The sequence below is a fragment of the Sphaerimonospora sp. CA-214678 genome (assembly GCF_050942215.1).
Taxonomy (GTDB): Bacteria; Actinomycetota; Actinomycetes; order Streptosporangiales; family Streptosporangiaceae; genus Sphaerimonospora.
Genome location: NZ_CP192056.1, coordinates 6287660 through 6313120, shown reverse-complemented (window position 1 = coordinate 6313120; position 25461 = coordinate 6287660). Strand labels below are relative to the sequence as shown.

The 25461-nt window shown below is 75.0% G+C and carries 5 protein-coding genes; all 5 read left to right on the top strand.

The features are described from left to right. Window positions 1-4: 4 nt before the first annotated feature. From ACQP1K_RS28040 to ACQP1K_RS28020, 5 genes are read left to right on the top strand one after another with little or no spacing between them, the layout of a single operon-like run. Window positions 5-16126: a type I polyketide synthase gene (locus ACQP1K_RS28040; protein ID WP_433498682.1), complete on the top strand. Its 16122-nt coding sequence runs from the start codon at window positions 5-7 to the stop codon at window positions 16124-16126. 6 nt (window positions 16127-16132) lie between these two features. Continuing rightward, the gene (locus tag ACQP1K_RS28035; RefSeq protein ID WP_433498681.1) at window positions 16133-20554 is read left to right on the top strand and encodes a type I polyketide synthase; all 4422 of its coding nucleotides are present in this window, start codon (window positions 16133-16135) and stop codon (window positions 20552-20554) included. Continuing rightward, a complete protein-coding gene (locus tag ACQP1K_RS28030; RefSeq protein WP_433498680.1) occupies window positions 20551-22017 on the top strand; it encodes an FAD-dependent oxidoreductase in 1467 nt (488 codons plus the stop codon). Before ACQP1K_RS28035 ends, ACQP1K_RS28030 begins: the two co-directional genes overlap by 4 nt. Then, entirely contained in the window at window positions 22017-24539 is a 2523-nt protein-coding gene (locus ACQP1K_RS28025) for a cytochrome P450 (RefSeq protein WP_433498679.1), read from the top strand. The genes ACQP1K_RS28030 and ACQP1K_RS28025 overlap by 1 nt, the downstream gene beginning before the upstream one ends. Next, a complete protein-coding gene (locus ACQP1K_RS28020; RefSeq protein ID WP_433498678.1) occupies window positions 24536-25288 on the top strand; it encodes a thioesterase II family protein in 753 nt (250 codons plus the stop codon). Before ACQP1K_RS28025 ends, ACQP1K_RS28020 begins: the two co-directional genes overlap by 4 nt. The last annotated feature ends 173 nt before the right edge of the window (window positions 25289-25461 follow it).

Genomic DNA, 25461 nt, shown 5'->3' with positions numbered 1-25461 from the left:
CAGGATGCCGAACGCCAACGAGGAGAAGCTTCGCGAATACCTCAGGCGGGCGATCGCCGAGGCCCAGGACGCCCAGCGGCGGCTGCGCGAGCTCGAGGAGGCGGACCGCGAGCCGATCGCCATCGTGGGGATGGCGTGCCGGTTTCCAGGTGGGGTGTCGTCTCCGGAGGAGCTGTGGGAGCTGGTCGCCGGGGGACGCGACGCCATTTCGGAGTTCCCCGCCGACCGCGGCTGGGATCTCGCCAAGCTCCACGACCCCGACGCCGGCCGGCCCGGCACCTCCTCCACCCGCTTCGGCTGCTTCCTGCACGACGCGGCCGATTTCGACGCGGACTTCTTCGGGATCTCGCCGCGTGAGGCGCTGGCCATGAATCCCCAGCAGCGGCTGCTGCTGGAGACGTCGTGGGAGGCGTTCGAGCGGGCCGGCATCGATCCGACCTCGCTGCGCGGCAGCCGTACCGGCGTCTTCGCCGGGCTGATGTACCACGACTACCACTCCCGGCTGCACGAGGTGCCCGAGGAGGTGGAGGGCTTCATCGGCAACGGCAACGCCGGGAGCGTCGCGACGGGGCGGGTCGCCTACACCTTCGGTCTGGAGGGGCCCGCCGTCACCGTCGACACCGCGTGCTCGTCCTCGCTCGTCGCGCTGCACCTCGCCATCCAGTCGCTGCGCCGCCGGGAGTGCACGCTCGCCCTGGTCGGCGGGGTGACCGTGATGGCCTCGCCCAACACCTTCGTGGAGTTCAGCAGGCAGCGCGGCCTGGCCGCCGATGGGCGGTGCAAGTCGTTCGCGGCCTCAGCCGACGGCACGGGCTGGGGTGAGGGCGTGGGTGTGCTGGTGGTGGAGCGCCTGTCGGACGCACGCGACAACGGGCATCGGGTGCTCGCGGTGGTGCGGGGCAGTGCGGTGAATCAGGACGGTGCGTCGAACGGGTTGACGGCGCCGAATGGTCCGTCGCAGGTGCGGGTGATCGGTCAGGCGCTGGCGAACGCGGGGCTGTCGCCGGTGGACGTGGATGTGGTGGAGGCGCACGGCACGGGGACGACGCTGGGCGACCCGATCGAGGCGGGGGCGCTGGCCGGTGCGTACGGCCCGGGGCGGGAGCGTCCGCTGCTGCTGGGGTCGATCAAGTCGAACATCGGGCACGCGCAGGCGGCCGCCGGTGTGGCCGGTGTGATCAAGATGGTGGAGGCGTTGCGGCACGGGGTGGTGCCGCCGTCGTTGCATGTGGATGCGCCGTCGCCGCATGTGGACTGGTCGTCGGGTGTGCTGGAGCTGGTGACCGAGGGTCGGGAGTGGCCGGAGGCCGGGCGGGTGCGGCGGTGCGGGGTGTCGTCGTTCGGCATCTCCGGCACCAACGCCCACGTCATCCTGGAGCAGGCCCCGGCCGATGAGGAGCAGGAGCAGGAGCAGGAGCAGGAGCGGGACCGCGGCGCGGGTGCCGAAGGCCCCGTGGTCTGGACGCTGTCGGCCAGAGGCGAGGACGCGCTGCGCGCGCAGGCCGCCCGCCTCGCGACGGACGTCGGCGACGCCGATGTGCGCGACGTCGCACACTCCCTGGCCACCACGCGCGCGGCCCTGTCCCACCGCGCCGCCGTGGTCGGCGCCGATCGGAGCGAGCTCGTCGCGGGGCTCACCGCTCTGTCCCGGGGCGAAACCCCTCCCGGTGTCGTCCGGGGCGCCCCGGTCAGGGGCAGGGTGGCGTTCCTGTTCTCGGGGCAGGGGAGTCAGCGGGCCGGGATGGGTTTGGGGTTGGCGGAGCGGTTCCCGGTGTTCGCGCGGGTTTTCGATGAGGTGTGTGCCGGGCTGGACGCGCATTTGGATCGTCCGTTGCGTCAGGTGATCGCCGAGGGTGGTCTGCTGGATCGGACGGTGTACGCGCAGGCGGGGTTGTTCGCGGTTCAGGTGGGGTTGTATCGGCTGGTCGAGTCGTGGGGTGTGCGGCCTGACGTGCTGGTGGGGCATTCGATCGGGGAGTTGGCGGCGGCGCATGTGGCCGGGGTGTTGTCGCTGTCGGATGCGTGCACGTTGGTGGCGGCGCGGGGGCGGTTGATGCAGGAGCTGCCCGCGGGTGGGGCGATGGTCGCGGTGGAGGCCGGTGAGGCCGAGGTGGTGCCGTTGCTGGGTGAGCGGGTGTCGATCGCGGCGTTCAACGGTCCGGGTTCGCTGGTGGTCTCGGGGGATGAGGATGACGTGGCCCGGGTCGCGGATCATTTCGCCGAACTCGGGCGGCGGACGCGGCGGTTGCGGGTGAGTCATGCGTTCCATTCGCCGCGGATGGAGCCGATGTTGGAGGCGTTCGCCGAGGTCGCGGAGACTCTGGAGTTTCGTGCGCCGGTGATTCCGGTGGTGTCGACGGTGACGGGTCGTGCGGCGGAGGGGGTGGATTCGCCGGGGTATTGGGTGCGGCAGGTGCGTGAGCCGGTGCGGTTCGCTCAGGCGGTGGAGGCGCTGGGTGAGGGTGTCACGCTGGTGGAGGTCGGGCCGGATGGTGTGCTGGCCGGGATGGTGCCCGACCACCCTGTGGTGGCGTTGCTGCGGCGGGGTCGGGATGAGCCGCGTACGTTGCTGACCGCGCTCGGTGAGCTGCACACCCGCGGCGTGGACGTCGACTGGCCGGAGGTCTTTCCGGGCCGGGTGGTCGATCTGCCGACCTATGCCTTCCGGCGTCGCCGGTATTGGCTGGACGCGCCTCCGGGTGCCGATGCGGCGGGGTTGGGGCTGTCTCCTGCCGGGCATCCGCTGCTGGGGGCGGCGGTGACGCTGGCCGATGGCGATGGTCTGCTGTTCACCGGCAGGTTGTCCCCGGACGCCCATCCCTGGCTCGCCGACCACACCATCGCCGGGACCCCTCTCCTCCCCGGCGCGGCCTTCGTCGAGCTGGCCGTACGCGCGGCCGACCACGTCGGCTGCGACCGCGTCGAGGAGCTCACCGTCGAGACGCCGCTCGCCCTGCCCGAGCACGACGCGCTGTCCGTGCAGCTCCTCGTCGGTCCGGCTGACGAGACCGGCAGGCGTACGCTCGGCGTCTATTCGAGCGCGTCCGGCGAGGAATGGACGCGGCACGCGAGCGGAGTGCTCGCCACCGGCCCGGCCGTCTCCTCTCCGGTCGTCGGCGAGTGGCCGCCTCCGGGGGCCGACCCCGTGCCGCTCGACGGCCGTTACGACGATCTCGCGGAGGCGGGGCTCGGGTACGGCCCGGCGTTCCGGGGGCTGCGCGCCGTGTGGCGGTCCGGCGCCGACGTCTACGCGGAGGTGGCCCTCCCCGAGGCGGTCGCCGCGGACGCCGGGGCGTACGGACTGCATCCGGCGCTGCTGGACGCGACCCTGCACGCCCTCGCGGTGGCCGCCGCCCCCGGCGGCCCGGACGAGGCGGCACGGTCAGGCGAGGCCGTGCGGCTTCCGTTCTCCTGGTCGGGGGTGACATTGCACGCGTCGGCCGCCTCCGCCCTGCGGGTCCGGCTGTCGCCCGCCGGTCCCGACGCGGTGTCGATCACTGCGGCCGACCCCACCGGCCGGTCCGTCGTCACCGTCGAGTCCCTGGTCCTGCGGCCCCTCGCGCGGGCGACCGGCGCCGCCCACGACGACTCCCTGTTCCGGGTCGAGTGGACGCCCACGCCCGCCGACCTCGGCACGGCCCCGGTCCCCGGCGTCTCCGTCGCGTACTGCGGCCCGCTCGCTGAGGAGGCCGGTGACCTCGCCGAGGCGGCCCGCCTCTCGGTGCACAGGGCGCTCGGCGCCGTACGCGACTGGCTGGCACAGGACCATGCCGAGGGCGACCGCCTGGTGGTCGTGACCTCCGGGGCGGTGTCGGCCGCGCCCGGAGACGCGGCCCCCGACCCGGCGGCGGCCGCCGTGTGGGGTCTGGTCCGCTGCGCCCAGGCCGAGCACCCGGACCGCATCTTCCTGGTCGACATCGACGACCGGGACGCCTGGACGGCCGGGGCGCGCGGTGACATGCCCGTCCGGTCGCCGCTGCCCGTCGGCGCCGCTGAGCCGCAGCTCGCGATACGTGCCGGTACGGCGTACGCGCCGAGACTGGCCCGCGTCTCCGCCGGTCCCGGGCTGATCCCGCCGGCCGGAGCGCAGGACTGGCGGCTGGAGGCGCCGGTGAAGGGCACCCTCGACGGGCTCGTCCTGGCCGCGGCGCCCGCCCGGGAACGGCTCGCGGCCGGTGAGGTACGCGTCCGGGTGCGGGCGGCGGGGGTCAACTTCAGGGACGTGCTGATCACCCTGGGCCTCTACCCGGAGGACGTACCGCTCGGCGGCGAGGGCGCGGGGATCGTCACCGAGGTCGGCCCGGGGGTGACCGGGCTCGCACCGGGAGACCGCGTGTTCGGCCTGTTCTCCGGCGCGTTCGGCCCGACGGCGGTCGCGGATCACCGGGTGCTCGCCCGCATGCCGGACGGATGGACGTTCGAGGAGGCGGCGGCCGTGCCGATCGCCTACCTCACCGCCTACTACGGGCTCGTGGAGCTGGGCGGGCTGCGGCCGGGGGAGAAGGTGCTGGTGCACGCGGCCACGGGCGGCGTCGGCACCGCCGCCGTCCAGCTCGCCCGGCATCTCGGCGCCGAGGTCTTCGCCACCGCGAGCCCCGCCAAGTGGGACGCGCTGCGCGCCCTCGGCGTGGACGACGCGCACATCTCCTCCTCGCGCACGCTGGAGTTCGCCGAGCGGTTCGCCGGCGGGGTGGACGTGGTGCTGAACTCGCTCACCGGGGAGTTCCTCGACGCCTCGTTCGGCCTGCTGCGGCCGGGCGGCAGGTTCCTGGAGATGGGCAAGACCGACCTGCGCGACCCGGCTGACCACCCCGGGGTGACGTACCTGCCGTTCGACCTGATGCGGGCCGACCCCGGGCTGGTCCGGCGGATGCTCGCCGGCCTGCTCGACCTGTTCGCTTCCGGCGCGCTCGGCCTGCCGCCCCTCACCACCTGGGACGTGCGCCGCGCTCCGGAGGCGTTCCGCCATCTCAGCCAGGCCAGGCACATCGGGAAGGTCGTCCTGACCGTGCCCCGGCCCCTCTGGGACCCGGAGGGCACCGTACTGATCACCGGTGGTACGGGGACGTTGGGGCGGTTGGTGGCGCGTCATCTGGTGGTGGCGTGTGGGGTGCGGGATGTGGTGTTGGTGTCGCGGGGTGGGGGTTCCGCGGGTGTGGTGGGGGAGTTGTCCGCGTTGGGGGCGCGGGTGCGGGTGGTCGCCGCTGATGTGGCCGATCGGGGGGCGATGGCGGCGTTGGTGGGGTCGTTGGATGGGTTGTCGGTGGTGGTGCATGCGGCGGGGGTGGTGGAGGACGGTCTGGTCGCTGGGTTGGATGCGGGGCGGGTGGATCGGGTGCTGGCTGCGAAGGTGGCTGGTGGGGTGGTGCTGGATGAGGTGACGCGGGGGCGGGATCTGGCGGGTTTTGTGGTGTTTTCGTCGGCTGCGGGGGTGTTGGGGGGTCCGGGTCAGGGGGCGTATGCGGCGGGGAACGCGTTTGTGGATGCGTTGGTGTCGTGGCGGCGTGGCCGGGGGTTGCCGGGTGTGTCGTTGGGGTGGGGGTTGTGGGCGGAGCGTAGCGGGATCACCGGTGGGCTCGGCCAGGCCGACCTCGCCAGGATGGCCCGCTCCGGCGTACGGCCGCTCTCCACCGAGCACGCGCTCGAGCTGTTCGACACGGCCCTCGCGGCCGACGAACCCGTGCAGGTGCCCATCCACCTCGACATGACGGCCTTCCGCGGCGGCCGGGCTCCCGTCCCCGCGCTGCTGCGCGGCCTGGTCAGGGCCCCGGCCGCCCGCGCCGTCGCACGTTCCGCTCCCGCGTCCGAGAGTTCGTACGCGCGGCGGCTCGCCGAGATGCCGGAGGCCGACCGCGATCACGCGCTCCTCGACCTGGTGCGTGGCCACGCCGCGGCCGTCCTCGGCCACGCGACCCCGGACGCCGTCGCGGCCGACCGCCCGTTCAAGGAGCTCGGCTTCGACTCGCTCACGGGAGTCGAGTTCCGCAACCGGCTGGGTGAGGCGATCGGGCTCCGCCTGCCCGCGACGCTCACCTTCGATCACCCCACCCCCGCCGTGCTCGCCGCGCACCTGGGCCGCGAACTGCTCGGACGACCCGATGCGCCGCTCTCCCCCGCCCCGGTTCGTACGGCTGTCGCCGACGATCCCGTCGTGATCGTGGGGATGGCGTGCCGGTTCCCGGGTGGGGTGTCGTCGCCTGAGGGGTTGTGGGATCTGGTGGTGTCGGGGCGGGACGCGGTGGGGGCGTTTCCGTCGGATCGGGGCTGGGATCTGGGGGCGTTGTTCGATGACGATCCCGGGCGGGCGGGGCGTTCGTACGCGCGTGAGGGGGGTTTCCTGTACGACGCGGCGTCCTTCGATGCCGGATTTTTCGGGATTTCGCCGCGTGAGGCGTTGGCGATGGATCCGCAGCAGCGGTTGCTGCTGGAGTCGTCGTGGGAGGCGTTCGAGCGGGCGGGGATCGATCCGGCCTCGGTGCGCGGCACCGACACCGGCGTCTTCATCGGCGGCATGTACCAGGAGTACGGCCCGCGTTACGACCAGCCGGTGAGGGGCGCCGACGGCTATCTGCTGACCGGTGGCGCCGCCAGCGTGATGTCCGGACGGCTGGCGTACTCGTTCGGGCTGGAGGGGCCCGCCGTCACCGTCGACACCGCGTGCTCGTCCTCGCTGGTGGCCCTGCACCTGGCGGGGCAGTCGCTGCGCCGCGGCGAGTGCTCGATGGCCCTGGTCGGCGGGGTGACCGTGATGGCCTCGCCCGGTGTCTTCGTGGAGTTCAGCAGGCAGCGCGGCCTTGCCTCCGATGGGCGGTGCAAGTCGTTCGCGGCCTCAGCGGATGGCACGGGCTGGGGCGAGGGCGTGGGTGTGCTGGTGGTGGAGCGGTTGTCGGATGCGCGTCGTCACGGGCATCGGGTGCTCGCGGTGGTGCGGGGCAGTGCGGTGAATCAGGACGGTGCGTCGAATGGTTTGACTGCGCCGAATGGTCCGTCGCAGGTGCGGGTGATCGGTCAGGCGCTGGCGAACGCGGGGCTGTCGCCGGTGGACGTGGATGTGGTGGAGGCGCACGGCACGGGGACGACGCTGGGTGATCCGATCGAGGCGCAGGCGTTGCTGGCGACCTATGGGCGGGGGCGGGAGCGTCCGCTGCTGCTGGGGTCGATCAAGTCGAACATCGGGCATACGCAGGCGGCGGCGGGTGTGGCCGGTGTGATCAAGATGGTGGAGGCGATGCGGCGCGGGGTGGCGCCGAAGACGTTGCATGTGGATGCGCCGTCGCCGCATGTGGACTGGTCGTCGGGTGTGCTGGAGTTGCTGACCGAGGGTCGGGAGTGGCCGGAGGCCGGGCGGGTGCGGCGGTGCGCGGTGTCGTCGTTCGGCATCTCCGGCACCAACGCCCACGTCATCCTGGAGCAGGCCCCGGCCGATGAGGAGGCGCCCGCGCCGTCTGCCGACCCGGGCCCTGCCGCGCTGCCCGCGCCGCCCGTGGTGCTTTCGGCCAGGACCGAACGGGGACTGCGCGACCAGGCCGCCGGCATCGCTGCGTACGTGCGCGAGCACGGGGACGTGCCGCTGCGCGACGTGGCGTACTCGGCGGCACTGCGCCCGGATTTCGACCACCGCGCGGTCGTCGTGGCCGCCGACCGTACAGAGCTCCTCACCAAGCTGGACCGCCTCACGCCCTCGGCCTCCGCTGTCAGGGGCAGGGTGGCGTTCCTGTTCTCGGGGCAGGGGAGTCAGCGGGCCGGGATGGGTTTGGGGCTGGCGGGGCGGTTCCCGGTGTTCGCGCGGGTTTTCGATGAGGTGTGTGCCGGGCTGGACGCGCATTTGGATCGTCCGTTGCGTCAGGTGATCGCCGAGGGTGGTCTGCTGGATCGGACGGTGTACGCGCAGGCGGGGTTGTTCGCGGTTCAGGTGGGGTTGTATCGGCTGGTCGAGTCGTGGGGTGTGCGGCCTGACGTGCTGGTGGGGCATTCGATCGGGGAGTTGGCGGCGGCGCATGTGGCCGGGGTGTTGTCGCTGTCGGATGCGTGCGTGTTGGTGGCGGCGCGGGGGCGGTTGATGCAGGAGCTGCCCGCGGGTGGGGCGATGGTCGCGGTGGAGGCCGGTGAGGCCGAGGTGGTGCCGTTGCTGGGTGAGCGGGTGTCGATCGCGGCGTTCAACGGTCCGGGTTCGCTGGTGGTGTCGGGGGATGAGGATGATGTGGCCCGGGTCGCGGATCATTTCGCCGTGTTGGGGCGGCGGACGCGGCGGTTGCGGGTGAGTCATGCGTTCCATTCGCCGCGGATGGAGCCGATGTTGGAGGCGTTCGCCGAGGTCGCGGAGACTCTGGAGTTCCGTGCGCCGGTGATTCCGGTGGTGTCGACGGTGACGGGTCGTGCGGCGGAGGGGGTGGATTCGCCGGGGTATTGGGTGCGGCAGGTGCGTGAGCCGGTGCGGTTCGCTCAGGCGGTGGAGGCGCTGGGTGAGGGTGTCACGCTGGTGGAGGTCGGGCCGGATGGTGTGCTGGCCGGGATGGTGCCCGACCACCCGGTGGTGGCGTTGCTGCGGCGGGATCGGGATGAGCCGCGTACGTTGCTGACCGCGCTCGGTGAGCTGCACACCCGCGGCGTGGACGTCGACTGGCGGGCGATGCTGTCCGGCAGGCTCGTCGAGCTGCCCACGTACCCGTTCGAGCACGAGCACTACTGGCTGCCTCGGGCCTCCGGCGGGGACGCGGCCGGGCTGGGGCTGTCCCCGGCCGGGCATCCGCTGCTCGGGGCGACGATGACCCCGGCCGACGGCGACGGCGGGCTCGTCTTCACCGGAAGGCTGTCCACGCGGACCCACCCCTGGCTCGCCGACCACGTGGTCGCCGGCGTGGTGGTCGTCCCGGCCGCGGTCTTCGCCGAGCTGGTACGGCACGCGGCCGAGCACGTCGGCGGCGCCGGCATCGGCGAGATCACCTTCGAATCCCCGCTTGTGCTCCCCGACGGCGGGGAGGCGGCGCTCCAGGTCCTGGCCTCGCCCGACGGGCGTACGGTGACCGTGCACACCCGGTTCGACGACGGGCCGTGGACGCGGCACGCCACGGCCACGCTCTCCACCGGCCGGTCGGTCCCCGGCGACCTGCCCGACCTGCTGGACCTGGCCGAGTGGCCGCCGCCGGGTGAGCCGGCCGACGTGGCGGAGCTGTACGACGATCTGGCCGCGGCGGGTCTCGGCTACGGGCCGGCGTTCCGCAACCTGCGGGCCGCCTGGCGGGACGGAGATCGCGTCTACGCCGAGGTGGCCCTGCCCGAGCGGCTCCACTCCGACGCCGAAGGATTCGCACTCCACCCGGCCCTCCTCGACGCCGCCCTGCACGCGGCGGGAATCGGCGCGGCGCCGGAGGCCCGCGTCCCGTTCACGATGTCGGGAGTCCGGGTGCACGTGCCGGGGGCGACGGTCCTGCGTGCCCGGCTCACTCCGCTCGGGCCCGACTCGCTGTCCCTCGTGCTGGCCGACACCTCCGGACGCACCGTCGCCACCGTCGACGCGCTGACCTTCCGCCCGATCCCGGCCGGAGACCCGGCCGGGGTCGGCCGGCACCTGTTCCGGGTCGAGTGGACCGAGCTGCCGGCGCCCGAGGCCGCGCCCGCCCCCCGCCTGGCCGTCCTGGGCGGGCCGTACGCCGGGGTGGACGCACCGGCGTACCCGGACCTGGCGGCCTTACCCGACGGCGACGCCGCCCCCGACGTGGTGCTCGTCCCCTTCCCGCCAGAACCCGCCGGCACCGAAGCCGACACCAGCACCGATGCCGATGCCGACACGGCCGGGGCCGTGCGCCGCGCCGCCGAGCGGGCGCTGACCCTGGCGCAGGAGTGGACGGCCTCCGGCCGCCTGCCGGAGGCCCGCCTCGCCCTGATCACCAGGGGCGCGGTGGCGACCGGCCCCGGGGACTCGGCCGGTCCCGAGCCGGCCGGCGCCGCGGTCTGGGGACTCATCGGGTCCGCCCAGTCGGAGCACCCGGGCCGCTTCCTCCTGGTCGATCTCGACGGAAGCGCCGAGTCGTACCGGAGGCTCGACCACGTGCTGGCCTCCGGCGAACCACGGGTGGCCGTGCGCGAGGGGAGGCCGCTGGCCCCGCGCCTGGCCCGCGCCGCACTCCCGGCCGGGGATCCGCGCACCGCCGGGCCCGCGTACGACCCGGAGGGAACGGTTCTGGTCACCGGCGGCACCGGGGCCCTCGGCCGCCTGCTGGCCCGTCACCTCGTGCGCGAGCACGGCGTACGTCACCTGCTGCTCGCCGGCCGGCGCGGGCCGCAGGCCCCGGGGGCCGCCGAGCTGCGGGCCGAGCTGTCCGAGGCCCGGGTGACCGTCGCCGCGTGCGACGTGTCCGACCGCGCGAGCGTCGCCGCCCTGCTGGCCGGGATCGACCCCGCCCATCCGCTCACCGCGGTGGTGCACGCGGCGGGCGTGCTGGACGACGGCCTGCTCGACGCGCTCACCCCCGAACGGCTCGCCGCCGTGCTGGCGCCCAAGGCGGAAGCGGCGCTGCACCTGCACGAGCTGACCCGGGACCTTCCGCTGCTGTCGTTCACCCTGTTCTCCTCGGCCGCCGCCACTTTCGGTGCGCCCGGCCAGGCCAACTACGCGGCGGCCAACGCGGTCCTGGACGCCCTCGCCCGGCGTCGCCGGGCGGACGGTCTGCCCGCGACCTCCCTCGCCTGGGGCCTGTGGGAGCTGGAGACCGGCATGGCGGGCGCGGCGCGCCGCGGGATTCCCGCGTTGACGGCGCAGGAGGGGCTGGCGCTGTTCGACGCGGTGTCGGGCATGGTGTCCGGGCCGGCGGAGGACGCCGTGCTGCTGCCGATGCGCCTGGACCTCGCCGCCGCCGGCGCCGGGCCCGTGCCGCCGCTGTTGGCGGGCCTCGTACGCACGGGCCTCCTTCGCCCAGGCCGCGCCCCCGCGGCGGGCGGCGCCGAGCTGCCCCGCCGTCTGGCCGGCCGGACGGACTCAGAGAGGGCCCGGATCACCCTGGACGCCGTACGCGCCCAGGTGGCCGCGGTGCTCGGTCACCGCGGGTTCGAGGCCGTGCCGCCCACGGCGAGCTTCACCGAGCTGGGCCTGGACTCCCTCACGGCCGTCGAGCTGCGCAACGGGCTGGCCACGCTCACCGGCGCCCGGCTGCCCGCCACACTCGTGTTCGATCACCCCACGCCGTCGGCCCTCGCCGAACACCTGCTCCGGGAGGTCCTGGCCCCGGCGAAGGACCCCGTCCGGGTGGCTCCCGTCCCGGCGGCACCGCGCCAGGGGGGACCGGCCGCCGACGAGCCGATCGCCATCGTGGCGATGGGGTGCCGCTACCCGGGCGGCGTACGCTCCCCCGAGGACCTGTGGGACCTGGTGGCCTCGGGCGGCGACGGCATCTCCCTGTTCCCCGCCGACCGAGGCTGGGACCTGGAGACGTTGTACGACCCCGACCCCGACCACCCCGGCACCAGCTACGCACGCGAGGGCGGCTTCCTCTACGACGCCGATCGGTTCGACGCCGACCTGTTCGGCATCGGTCCCCGCGAGGCGCTGGCCATGGACCCCCAGCAGCGGCTCCTGCTCGAAGTCACCTGGGAGACCTTCGAACGCGCCGGGCTCGACCCGACCGCGGTACGGGGCAGCGACACCGGGGTCTTCGTCGGCGTGATGTACCACGACTACGCGGCCCTGCTGCCCGCCGTACCACGCGAACTGGAGGGCTACGTCGGCACCGGCACGGCGGGCAGCGTCGCCTCCGGGCGCCTCGCGTACGCCTTCGGGCTGGAAGGGCCGGCGGTCACCGTGGACACGGCCTGCTCGTCCTCCCTGGTCGCCCTGCACCTGGCGGCGCAGGCGCTGCGGCGCGGCGAGTGCTCGATGGCGCTGGCGGGCGGAGTGACCGTGATGGCCACGCCGGGCACCTTCGTGGAGTTCAGCAGGCAGCGCGGCCTGGCGCCGGACGGCCGGTGCAAGTCGTTCGCCGCCTCGGCCGACGGCACCGGGTGGAGCGAGGGAGTGGGCCTGCTGCTGCTGGAGCGGCTGGCCGACGCCCGTCGCAACGGGCACCGCGTGCTCGCCGTCGTCCGGGGGAGCGCGGTCAACCAGGACGGCGCCTCCAACGGCCTCACCGCCCCCAACGGACCCTCCCAGCAGCGGGTCATCCGCCGGGCACTCGCCGATGCCCGCCTGGACCCCGCCGACGTGGACGCGGTGGAGGGGCACGGCACCGGCACCGCCTTGGGCGACCCGATCGAGGCGCAGGCCCTGCTCGCCACCTACGGCCGCGACCGCGAGCGCCCGCTGTGGCTGGGCTCGGTCAAGTCGAACATCGGCCACACCCAGGCCGCTGCCGGGGCCGCCGGAGTGATCAAAATGGTGCAGGCGATGCGGCGCGGCACGTTGCCGCGCACCCTGCACGTGGACGAGCCGACCCCGCACGTCGACTGGGCGGCCGGGGCGGTTTCCCTGCTGACCGAGCCCGTGCCCTGGCCCGAGACCGGCGGCCCGCGGCGGGCGGCGATCTCCTCCTTCGGCATCAGCGGCACCAACGCCCACGTGATCCTGGAGGCAGCGCCGGCGGAGGACCCGGCGACGGCGCCCCAGCCGGATCAGGAGGAGCCGCCGCGCCCGCTGCCGTGGGTGCTTTCCGGCCAGAGCGAGGCCGCCCTGCGTGAGCAGGCCGACCGGCTGCTGGCCCGCCTGGAGGCCGGCCCGGCGTCCGACCCGGCGGGCATCGGCCACGCCCTGGCCGTCACCCGGGCGACCCTCGAACGCCGCGCCGTCGTGGTGGCCACCGGCCGCGCGGGCTTCGCCGGCGGGCTGGCCGCGCTGGCGCGGGGCGAGGCGGCGGCCGGGGTGGTGCGGGGGACGGCGGGACCCGACACGGGAGCGGTGTTCGTCTTCCCCGGCCAGGGCTCGCAGTGGCTCGGCATGGGAGCCGCGCTGCTCGACGGCGAACCGGTGTTCGCCGAGCGGATCGCGGAGTGCGCCGAGGCGCTCGCGCCGTACGTGGACTGGTCGCTGGAGGACGTCCTGCGCGGACGTGCCCCGGCGGACCTGGACCGGGTGGACGTCGTGCAGCCCGCGCTGTGGGCCATGATGGTCGCGCTGGCCGATCTGTGGCGTTCGTACGGCGTGGAGCCCACCGCCGTCGTGGGGCACTCCCAGGGTGAGATCGCGGCGGCGTGTGTCTCTGGAGCCCTGTCCCCGGCCGACGGCGCCAGGATCGTGGCCCTGCGCAGCAGAGCCCTGCGGGCGCTGGCCGGCACCGGCGGCATGGCCGCGCTGGCGCTGCCTCCCGACCGGCTGGACCTCGCGGCGTCCGGGCTCGCGCTCGCCGTCGTCAACGGTCCGTCCTCCGTCGTCGTCGCGGGCGACCCCGCCGCGCTGGACGAACTGGTCTCCCGGCACGAGGCCGAGGGCGTGCGGGTCCGCCGCCTGGAGGTGGACTACGCCTCACACTCGCCCGGTGTGGAGGCGATCCGCGACGAGCTGCGCCGGGCCCTGGACGGGATCACCCCGCGCGGTCCGGACATCCCGTTCCTGTCCACGGTCACCGGGCAATGGGTGGACGGGGCCTCGCTGGACGAGGAGTACTGGTACCGCAACCTGCGCCAGACCGTGCGCTTCGCCGATGCCACCCGCACCCTGCTGGACAAGGGCCACCGGGCGTTCGTGGAGATCAGCCCGCATCCCGTGCTCGCCGCCGCCGTCCGGGAGACCGCCGACGAGGCGGCCGTGCCGGTCACGGTGGTGGGCACGCTGCGGCGTGACGACGGCGGCCAGGACCGGTTCCTGACCAACCTGGCCGAGGCGCACGTGGCGGGACTGCCCGTGGACTGGCGTCCCGCGTACGGCGGGGCCGCCGCCACGCCGTACGTGGAACTGCCGACGTACCCGTTCCAGCGGCGGCGCTACTGGCTGGAGCCCGGCGAGGAGAAGCCACCGGCCGAGGCGGCCGACCCGATGGAGCGCGCCTTCTGGGCGGCCGTCGAGAGCGCGGACCCCGCGCGCTTCGCCGACGCGCTGGGCTTGGCGGAGCCCGGCCCCCTCGGCGAGGTCCTGCCCGTCCTGTCCGACTGGCACGCCCGCCGCCGCGAACGGTCCGCCACCGCCTCCTGGCGATATCGCGTCACCTGGATTCCCGTCGAGGAACCGGCGGGTCCGCCGCCCGCCCTGACCGGCACCTGGCTGCTGCTCGTGCCCGCCCAGCAGAACGCCGGGACGGGAGGCTGGGCGGGCATCGCCGGCTTCTGCGCCGGCGCCCTGACCGGGGCCGGGGCCGACGTCGTCACGGTCATGGTGGACGCCTCCGCACCCGAGGAGCTGCCGGACGTGCTCGCCGCCGCGCCACGCGGGGAGATCGCGGGAGTGCTGTCGCTGCTGGGCCTGGCCACCGCCGCGCTGCCCGGCCACCCGGCCGTACCCGCCGGACTGGCCGCCACGGTGGCCCTGGTCCGGGCCCTCGACGCCCTGGGCCTGGACGGCGTCCGGCTGTGGCTGGCGACCCGTGGCGCCGTGGACCCGGAGGGCCGTGCCGCCGTGGGCCCGGAGGGCCGTGCCGATGCGGGGCCGGGGGGCGGAGATCCCGTGCAGGCGCAGGTGTGGGGACTCGGACGCGCCGTGGCGTTGGAGCATCCCCGGCTGTGGGGCGGCCTGATCGACCTCCCGGCGTCACCCGGCACCCTCGACGGCCGCATCGCCCCTCGGATCGCGCGTGCCCTGGCCGGGGTGGGCGATGAGGACCAGCTCGCCGTGAGGCCGTCCGGGCTGCTCGCCCGACGCCTGACCCGCGCGGCGGCCCCGGCGGCGGCCCCCGGGCGTGCCTTCCGGCCCGGCGGCACCGTGCTCGTCACCGGGGGCGCCGCCGGCTTCGGCGGCCACCTGGCCCGCTGGCTCGCCGCACGCGGCGCCGGCCACATCGTCCTGGTGGAGCCGCCCGGGGACGGCGGCGCCGCGGGCGATCTCGCGCGGGAGCTCGGCGGGACGCGGGTGACGGTCGTCGGCTGCGATCTCACCGACCGGTCAGCCGTGGCCGCGCTGCTCGCCGAGCACCCGCCGGCCGCCGTGTTCCACACCGCCGGCGCGCTGGAGGCCAGGGCCCTGGCCGAGACCGGGCCGGCCGAGCTGCAGTCCGTGCTCGCGGCCAAGACGCTGGGCGCGGCACACCTGCACGAGCTGCTCGGTGACCGGGATCTCGACGCCTTCGTGCTGTTCTCCTCGATAGCGGGCGTGTGGGGCAGCGGCGGTCAGGCGGGGTACGCCGCGGCCAACGCCTATCTCGACGCGCTCGCCGAGCTCCGCCGCGCCGGCGGCCGTACGGCCACCGCCGTGGCGTGGGGCCTGTGGGCCGAGGTGGATCTCGGCGACGCCGCCGCCGAGGCGGAGCGGCGCGAGCAGCTGCGCCGCCGGGGCGTGCCCGCGATGGAGCCCGGGCTCGCGCTGACCGCGCTGGGACAGGCGCTGGAGGAGGACCAGGCGGCCGTCGTGATCGCCGACGTGGACTGGGAGCGGTTCGTGCCCGCTTTCACCGCGCTGCGCTCCCGGCCGCTGATCGCGGATCTGGCCGAGGTGCGCCGCGTGCTGAGCGCCGCGCTGACCCCCCGTGACGACGCCGACGGGGAGGCCGAGCTGCCGCGCAGGCTGGCCGGGCTCGCCGAGACCGAACGACGGCGCCTGCTCGTGCGGGCCGTACGCGCCGAGATCGCGGCGGTGCTCGGCCACGAAAGCGCCGAGGCGGTCCCGCCCGACCGGCCGGTGCGCGACCTCGGGTTCGACTCGCTCGCCGCGGTCAACCTGCGCAACCGGCTCGGCGCTGCCGCCGGGCTGGACCTGCCGCCCACGCTCGTGTTCGACCATCCCACACCGGAGGCGCTGGCCGACTACCTCCTCGGGCGGATCGGAGAGGGCGAGCGGCCCTCCCTCGACGCCGCGCTGGACGAGGTCGCCGCCGCGCTGGCCGCGGGTGTGGACGGCGGGGAACGGCGGCGGGCCGCGGCCCGGCTGCAGGCCCTGCTCGGCGAGCTGACCGCCGCACCGGTGGCCGGCGCGGACGGGGAGGCGGTCGCCGAGCGGCTCCGCGCCGCGAGCGACGACGAACTGTTCGACTTCCTCGACGCAGAGCTGGAAGGGTGAGCGCCGGTGACCACTGAGATCTCCTCGACCGAGGAGAAGCTGCGCGACTATCTCAGGCGCGCCACCCTCGAACTGCACGAGACCCGGCGGCGGCTGCGCGAGGCCGAGGAGCGCCGCCGCGAGCCGATCGCGATCGTCGCGGCGAGCTGCCGCTACCCCGGCGGGGTGCGCTCTCCTGAGGACCTGTGGCGGCTCGTCGCCGAGGAGGGGGACGCGATCGGCCCGTTCCCGGCCGACCGGGGATGGGACCTGGACGTGCTCTATCACCCCGACCCCGACCATCCCGGCACCACCTACGTCACCCGGGGCGGATTCCTGGAGGGGGCCGGCGACTTCGACGCCGCCTTCTTCGGGATCTCCCCGCGTGAGGCGCTGGCCATGGACCCGCAGCAGCGGCTGCTCCTGGAGACCTCCTGGGAACTGCTGGAACGGGCCCGCCTGGACCCGGAGTCCCTGCGCGGCACCCCGACCGGTGTGTTCGTGGGGAGCAGCGGCCAGGACTACGCCGGGCTCATGGACCCGCCGCCCGAGGAACTCGAGGGCTTCCTGCTGACCGGCGTGGCGGCGAGCGTGCTGTCGGGGCGGCTGGCGTACGCGATGGGCTGGGAGGGCCCCGCGCTCACCGTGGACACGGCCTGCTCCTCCTCGCTCGTGGCGCTGCACCTCGCCGTGCAGTCGCTCCGGCAGCAGGAGTGCGACCTGGCGGTGGCGGGCGGCGTCGCACTGCTGGCCACACCCGCCGGATTCGTGGAGTTCAGCAGGCAGCGCGGCCTGTCGCCCGACGGGCGGTGCCGCTCCTTCGCCGCCGCTGCCGACGGCACCGGTTGGTCCGAGGGGATCGGCCTGCTGCTGCTGGAACGGCTGTCCGACGCCCGCGGCAACGGGCACCAGGTGCTGGCGGTGGTGCGCGGCAGCGCGATCAACCAGGACGGCGCCTCCAACGGGCTCACCGCGCCCAGCGGCCCGGCCCAGGAGCGCGTGATCGGCGCCGCCCTGGCCGCGGCCGGGCTGTCGGCGGGGCAGGTGGACGCCGTGGAGGCCCATGGCACGGCCACCCCGCTCGGCGACCCCATCGAGGCGCGGGCGCTGCTGTCGGCGTACGGCCGCGACCGGGACCGGCCGCTGTGGCTGGGGTCGATCAAGTCCAACATCGGCCACTCCGCCGCCGCGGCCGGGGCGGCCGGGGTGATCAAAATCGTGGAGGCCATGCGGCACGGCGTGCTGCCCGCGACCCTGCACGTCGACGAACCCACCCCGCGCGTCGACTGGTCGGCCGGACGGGTCTCCCTGCTCACCCGGGCCGTGCCCTGGCCGGACACCGGCGAGCCGCGTCGCGCGGGGGTGTCCGCGTTCGGGGTGAGCGGCACCAACGCACACGTGATCATCGAGGCCGCACCCCCAGAGGTCGCACCCCCGGAGGTCGCGCCCGCCGGGGATGTGCCGGCGGAGGTCACGGGCGATGACACCCGCCGGGCCGTCGAACGCGGTGACGACACCGTGCTGCCCTGGGTCGTGTCGGCACGGTCGGAGGCGGCGCTGCGGGCACAGGGCGCGCGGCTCGCGCCGTACGCCGACGGGCACGACGCGCGGCGGGTGGCGTGGTCGCTGGCCACCACCCGGGCCGCCATGGAACACCGGGCGGTGGTGCTCGGCGCAGGGGCCGCCGATTTCGCCCGTGGACTGGAAGCGCTCGCCGCGGGCGAGCCCGCCGTGAACCTGGTCAGGGGGACGGCGATGCCGGGAGGCGCGCACGTCGCGTTCGTGTTCTCCGGACAGGGCGGCAGATGGCCGGGGATGGGCGCGGCCCTGCTGCGTACCTCGCCCGCCTTCGCCGAGGAGATCGAGCGGTGCGCCGAGGCCCTCGCGCCGCATGTGGACTGGTCGCTCACCGACGCGCTGACCGGCGGCCCCGGCGCGCCCGACCTCGGGCGGGACGAGGTCGCCCAGCCCGCGCTGTGGGCCATGATGGTCGCGCTCACCCGGCTGTGGCGCGACGCCGGGGTGCATCCCGCCGCCGTGACCGGCCACTCCCAGGGCGAGATCGCCGCCGCGACCGTCGCCGGCGTGCTGTCCCCGGCGGACGGCGCCCGCGTCGTCGCCCTGCGCAGCAGGTTGCTGGCGGCGGCGCGCGGCCGGGGCGGCATGGTGGCCGTCACGACGACCCAGGAGGAGGCCGAGCGGCGCTGGGGCGACCGGGTGACGGTCGCCGCGGTCACCGGGCCCTCCTACGTCACGCTCGCCGGTGAGCACGGAGCACTGGACGAGGTGCTGGCCGAGTGCGAGGCCGCCGGCGTGCGGGCCCGGCGGGTCGACGTCGAATACGCGGCGCACTCCCCGCACGTGGAGCAGGCACGCGCCGCGCTGACCGCCGCGCTGGCCGACCTCGTCCCCGCGCCCGGCGCGATTCCCTTCTACTCCTCGGTCACCGGGGGGCCGCTGGACGGGCGCGAACTGGACGGCGCCTACTGGGGGCGCAACCTGCGCGAGCGGGTCCGTTTCGCCGACTCCGTACGCGCGCTGCTCGCCGACGGCCACACCCTGTTCGTGGAGCCGGGACCGCACCCCGTGCTCGTGGCCGGGGTGGCGGAGACGGTCGAGGCCGCTGGATCGACCGCAGCCGTGGTCGCCACGCTGCGCCGCGACTCGGCCGACCGGGCCAGATTCCTCGGCGCGCTCGCCGAGGCGTACGCGCACGGCGCCCCCGTGGACTGGCGTGCCGTGATCGGCCCGGCCCGCCCGATCGACCTGCCCACCTATCCCTTCCAGTCGCGCCGCTACTGGATCACGCCGCGGAGATCCGCCGACGTCCCCGGTTCGTGGCGCTACCGCGTCGCCTGGCGTCCCGTGGCTGAGCCGGACACGCCGCCGGAGCTGTCGGGCACCTGGCAGGTGCTCGTGCCCGAAGGGTACGAGAACGACGAACTGGTGACCGACGTCATGGCGGCCCTGACGGCGTACGGCGCCAAGGTGGAGACGGCCGCGACGCCGGACGGCGGCGCGTACGCCGGCGTGCTGTCGCTGCTGGCCCTGGACGAGTCCCCGCACCCGGAGCACCCCGCGCTCAGCCGCGGGCTCGCCGGCACGCTCGCCCTGGCGCGTCCCACCCGGGGCCCGCTGTGGCTGGCCACGCGCGAGGCGGTCGCCGCCGCGCCCGGCGACCGGATCGGCGAACCCGCACGCGCCCGGATCTGGGGTCTGGGCCGCAGCCTCGCCCTTGAACGCCCCGACCTGTGGGGCGGGCTCGTCGACCTGCCCGCCCGGCTCGACGCCCGCGCCCGCGAGCGGCTGGCCCGGGCGCTCGCGGCGCCGCCCGGCGGCGAGGATCAGGTGGCCGTGCGCGCCGTGGGTCTGCTCGCCGCCCGCCTGGTGCGCGCCGCGCCCTCCGCCCCCTCCTGGAGCCCGTCAGGCACCGTGCTGGTCACCGGCGGCGTCATGCCGTACGGCGCGCACGCCGCCCGCTGGCTGGTCGACCACGGCGCCGAGCGGGTCGTCCTGGTGGCCGGTGAGCCCGTCGCAGCGCCGGGAGAGAAGATCACGGTCGTGGCCGCCGACCCGGGTGACCGCGACGCGCTCGCCGCCCTCGTCGCCGAGCATCGGCCCCGCACGGTCGTGCACGCGGCCGACCATCTTGAGGAGAGCACGCTCGACACGCTCACCCTCGATCGGCTTGAGCGGGTCCTGCGCGGCAACGCGGGCGCGGCCGGCGCCCTGCACGCGGCGACCTCGGCGGCGGAGGAGGGGCCGGCCGCCTTCGTGCTGTTCTCCTCGATAGCGGCCACGTTCGGCGGGGTCGGCCAGGCGGCGTACGCCGCGGCGGGGGCGGAGCTGGACGCGCTCGCCGAGCACCGTCGCGGCCTCGGCCTGCCCGCACTGTCCGTGGCCTGGGGACTGTGGTCGGCGCGGACGCCGGCGGATCCGGCATCAGGCGAGGAGCCGCAGCGAGGGGGACGGCTGGCCGGGCGCGGGGTGGGCCTCATGCCGCCGGCTTCGGCACTGGACGCGCTCCGCCGCGACCTGCACGGGGACGCCGGCGCCGTGGTGGTCGCCGATCTCGACTGGAGCCGCTTCGCCCCCGCGTACGAGGGGGAACGCGGCCGCCCCCTGATCGCCGACTTCGCCGCGGGAACGGAGGCGGGACGGCTCGCGGAGTCCGGCACCGGCGACGCCGCGATTCAGGATCCGGGGGAACTGCTCGACCTGGTGCGCGGCCACGCCGCCGCCGTGCTCGGCCACGATGCCCCGGCCGAGATCCACCCCGACCGGCGCTTCACCGAGGCCGGCTTCGACTCGCTCACCGCCGTGGAACTGCGCAACCGGCTCGGCACCGCCGTCGGTCGCCGCCTCCCGGCCGACATCGTCTTCGATCACCCCACCCCCCGGCAGCTCGCCCGGCACCTGGGACAGACCCTGGAGGAGCCACCCCAATGAACGACTCGAGCACCGTCCTCATCGTGGGCGCCGGCCCATGCGGTCTCATGATGGCCTGCGAACTGCGGCGGCGCGGCGTCGACGCGGTCATCGTCGACGCCGACGAGCGGCCCGGCGGCGGATCGCGCGCCATCCTCCTGTGGCCGCCCTCGCTGGAGCTCTACCGCGACGTCGGCATCCTGGAGGAGGCGACCAAGCGCGGCGCGCAGATCAAGGCGCTGAGCTACCACACCGGCGGCAGGCCGCTGCGGCTGCCGCTGGTCCCGCACATGGCGCCGCTGATCCTCCCCCAGGAGGACACCGTCGAACTGCTCGACGACGAGCTGCGCCGTCTCGGCGGCGAGGTGCGGCGCGGGGTGCGGGTGACCGGCGTGACCCAGGAAGCGGACCGGGTCGTCGTCACGGCCGCCCGCGCGGACGGCACGGAGATCACGCTGGAGACCGAGTGGCTGATCGCCGCCGACGGTTTCCGCAGCACGGTCCGCGATCTCATCGGCGCCCGGTTCACCGGCGCGCCGCTGCCGATCACGTTCCTGCTCGCCGAGGGCGACCTGGAGGGCGGGCACGACCAGGAGGCGGTGACCTACTATCTCGGCCGCACCGGGGTGGTCCTGGTCGCCCCGCTGCCCGGAGGCCGGGTGCGGATCTCCGGCGCCCTGCCCGACGGCGTGGAGATCGACGACGGGACGGCCCAGCGCCTGCTGGACGAGCGCGGACCCGGTGGGCTGCGCGTCACCGGCCTGACCATGAACACCACGTTCACCAGTCACGAACGCATCGCCTCGACCCTGCGCCTCGGCCGCTGCTTCCTCGTGGGAGACGCGGCGCACGTGCACTCCGTGGTCGGCGGGCAGGGCCTGAACCTCGGCTTCGCCGACGCGCGCAACCTCGCCTGGAAGCTGGCCGGAGTGATCCAGGGCCGGTACGTCCCGGGCGTGCTCGACAGCTACGACCCCGAGCGCCGCGCCGCGGCCGAGCAGACCGTGCAGGCCACCGGCCGGATGGCCAGGCAGGCCGTGCTCAGCCCGCTCGCCAACCGGGTGCGCAACGCGCTCATGGCCCTGGCCCACCGCACCGGCGCGCTGGGCAGGAAGCTGCCGCCGCTGCTGTCCGGCTGGCTGATCCGCTATCCGGACGTGCTCATCCCCGCACCCGCCAAGGTCCCGCGCGGCCTGCCCCTGCCCGGTACGCGCTCGCCGCTCTACGTCCTCGAACCCGACGAGGCCGACCGGTGGCAGCTCATCACCGTCGGCGCCGAGGGCGGCGACGCGTACGCCCAGGGGACCGCGCTCGCCGGGCGGCTGCCCGGGCTGCTCGCCCACCGGCACCGCGACGGCGGGGCGGAGGGGTTCGTGCTGCTGCGCCCCGACGGCTACGTGGCCACCGCCGGACGGCCGGGCGACCTGGGCCCCGCCGCCACAGCTCTGGAAAAGCTCGCACCGCAGAACTCGAAGGAATCGTGATGACAGAACAGCAACTTCCCCCGGCACTGGGCGGCTTCGACCTCTCCGACCAGGGCCGCTTCACCGACGGCTTCCCCCATCACGTCTTCACCCGCCTGCGTGAGGAGGCGCCGGTCTTCTTCCATCCGGCGGGCCACACCGCGGACGGCGAGGGCTTCTGGGTGCTGAGCCGCTACGAGGACATCAAAGCGGCGGCGGCCGATCCGGCGTTCTCCTCCCAGGGCGGCGGCGGGCGCGCCGGCGGCGGCACGCACATCGACGACCTCGCCCCCGGCGTGCACGCCGGGACCATGCTGAACATGATGGACGACCCACGGCACCGGGCCGTACGCGACGCCGTCAGCCCCTCGGTCGACGCCGCCGCGCTGACCGCCCTGGAGCCGGAGCTGCGGGCCATCGCGGAGAACCTGGTGGCCCAGGCCGTCGAGGGCGGCGAGGGCGACCTGATGGTGGACGTCGCCGGGCCTTTCGCGATCACGACGGCGCTGCTGCTGCTCGGCGTGCCGCGCCGTGACTGGCCCACGCTGCGCGCCTGGGCCGACGTCAGCATGGGCTTCGACGACCGCGAGGCCGGCGAGGACACGGAACGCTCGCAGATGTCGCGCCTCGCGCTCTACCAGTACGGCACCGGCGCGCTCAAGGCACGCGCCGCGGCGGAACCCGGACGCGACCTGCTCTCCCTGGTCGCCCGCGCCGAGCTGCCCTCCGGCGAGCGGCCGATGTCGGCGTACGAGCGGGAGGTGTTCTTCAACCTGATCCTCGGCGCCGGCTCGGAGCCGCCGCGCAACGCCATCGCGCACGGCCTGCTCGCGCTGGCCGAGCACCCCGACCAGTGGAAGGCGCTGCGCGAGGACCGCTCGCTGATCCCCGGCGCCGTCGAGGAGATGCTGCGCTGGTCGTCCCCCACCCCGTACAACCGGCGTACCGCCACCCGGGACGTCGAGGTGGGCGGCTCGCTGATCAGGGCCGGGGAGAAGGTCACCTTCTGGTGGGCCTCGGCCAACCGTGACGAGAGGGTCTTCGCCGACGCGCACACCTTCGACATCCGTCGCGACCCGAATCCGCACCTCGCGTTCGGGTTCGGCACCCACGACTGCATGGGGCAGGCGCTCGGCCGGCTGGAGCTGCGGCTCATCCTCGAGACGCTGCTGGACCGCGTCGGCGAACTGCGCACGGCGGGGCCCGTGCGGTGGGCGCGTAGCAACAAGCACACGGTCATCCTGAACCTGCCGGTGGCCTACGGCGACGTCACCCAGGTCGCCGCGCCCACGCCGCCCGACGAGCCGCCCTCCGGCCTCCCGGCGAATCCGGGCGTGTACATCATCACCCAGCTGCTGCCGTTCAACCCCTTCGACCCCACGTTCCGGGCCGACCCCTACCCGGTGTTCCGCAAGATCGCTGCGGCCGGTCCCGTCACCCGTACGCCCGGCGGCACCGTCGTCGTCACCGGGCACCGGGAGGCCTCCGCCGCGCTGCGCGACCCCCTGATCGGCTGGGGCGACGGGCAGGCGGTGTCCGAGCACTTCGGCCGCGACCCCGAGGGCAGGCCGGTCCGGCAGTTCATCTTCATGGACCCGCCCGACCACACCCGTCTGCGCTCCCTGGTCAGCAAGGCGTTCACCGCCCGCGCCGTCGAGCGGCTGCGCCCGAGCGCCGCCGAGATCACCACGCGGCTGCTCGCCGAGGCCGGGACCTCCTTCGACCTGATGGACGCCGTGGCACACCCCCTGCCCGCGCTGCTGCTCGGCGAGCTGATGGGCGTGGAGGAGGAGAACCTGGACCGCTTCCGCGCCTGGTCCGCCGAGATCGGCCGGGGTCTCGACCCCGACTTCGTGCTCACCAGGGAGCAGGTCGCCCGGCGCCAGGGCGCGCGTGAGCAGTTCAACCAGTACTTCGCCGAGATGGCGGAGCGGCGGCGCGCCGAGCCCGCCGACGACCTGATCAGCGCACTGGTCGCCGCTGAGCAGGAGGGCGACCGGCTCACCGAGACCGAGCTGGTCACCACCTGCACCCTGCTGATCTCCGCGGGTTACGCGCTGACCGTGCACCTGCTCGGCAACGGTGTGCTCGCCCTGCTACGCAACCCCGACCAGCTCGCCTGGCTGCGCGCCAACCCCGACCGGCTGGCCCCCGCCGTGGAGGAGCTGCTCCGCTACGATTCGCCGGCGCAGGTGATCTCCCGTGTGGTGCTCGAGGACACCGTGATCGGCGACACCCCCGTGCACGCCGGCGAGGCGCTGCTGCTCGTCCTCGCCGCGGCCAACCGCGACCCGGCGGCGTACGACGAGCCCGACCGCCTCGACTTCGCGCGGACGTCCGGCACGCGTCACCTCGGCTTCGGGCACGGCATCCACTTCTGCCTCGGCGCCCCGCTCGCGCGCCTCGCCGTCCAGACGGCGCTGGGCCAGATCGCGGCCCTGGACCTGGAGATCGCCGAGCCGGGCCCGCGGCACACCGAGGGCATGGTCATCCGCGGGCTGGCCTCGCTGCCCGTCAACGTGCGCGGGAGGTCCGGCACATGATCGGCGGCGACCGGGACCTGTGGCTGCGCCGCTTCCACGGCGGTGCCGCCACGGGCCCGCGGCTGGTGCTGTTCCCGCACGCCGGCGGATCGGCGAGCTACTTCCACGGCCTGTCCGGGCTGCTGTCGCCGGCGCTGGACGTGGTGGCCGTGCAGTATCCCGGGCGGCAGGACCGCCGCGCCGAGCCCGGCGTCCGGGACATCCGCGATCTCGCCGACCGCGTCACCGAGGTGCTGACCTCGGGCGACGAGGCGGGGGCCGGACGGCCGTACGCGCTGTTCGGGCACAGCATGGGGGCGAGCGTCGCCTTCGAGGTGGCGCTGCGGATGGAGCGGCGGGGCCTGCCCGTGGTCCGGCTGTTCGCCTCCGGCCGGCGCGCCCCGGGCCTGCGGCGGCCGGAGTTGCCGGGCGGCTACGGGGACGCGTCCCTGCTCGCCGAACTGCGCCTGCTCAGCGGCACCGACGCGCGTCTGCTCGACGACGAGGACGTGGTGCGGATGATCATGCCGGCGCTGCGTGACGACTACCGGGCCATCGGGGTGTACGAGTGGCGGCCGGGCGACGTGCTCGGCTGCCCGGTCACCGCCCTGTTCGGCGACGAGGACCCCCGGGTCGGCGAGGACGACGCCCGGGCCTGGGCCGAGTACACGACCGGCTCCTTCGAGCTGATCGGCTTCCCCGGCGGTCACTTCTACCTCGGGGAGCGCGCCGGGGAGGTGGCCAAGATCATCGTCGATCGCCTGGCGTGATCGGGGGCGTGTCGGATCGACGCGCCCCCGGCCAGGTCCCGTACGGAGGAACACGCGTTCGCCCGGCGGGACGTGCACCATGGCCGCGATCGCGAGAAACGCCGTGGCCTGACCGCTCCGGTCGTCCCCCCACCCGCAGATCGCGAATGTCCCCGCCGTGTGTCTCGGCGCCT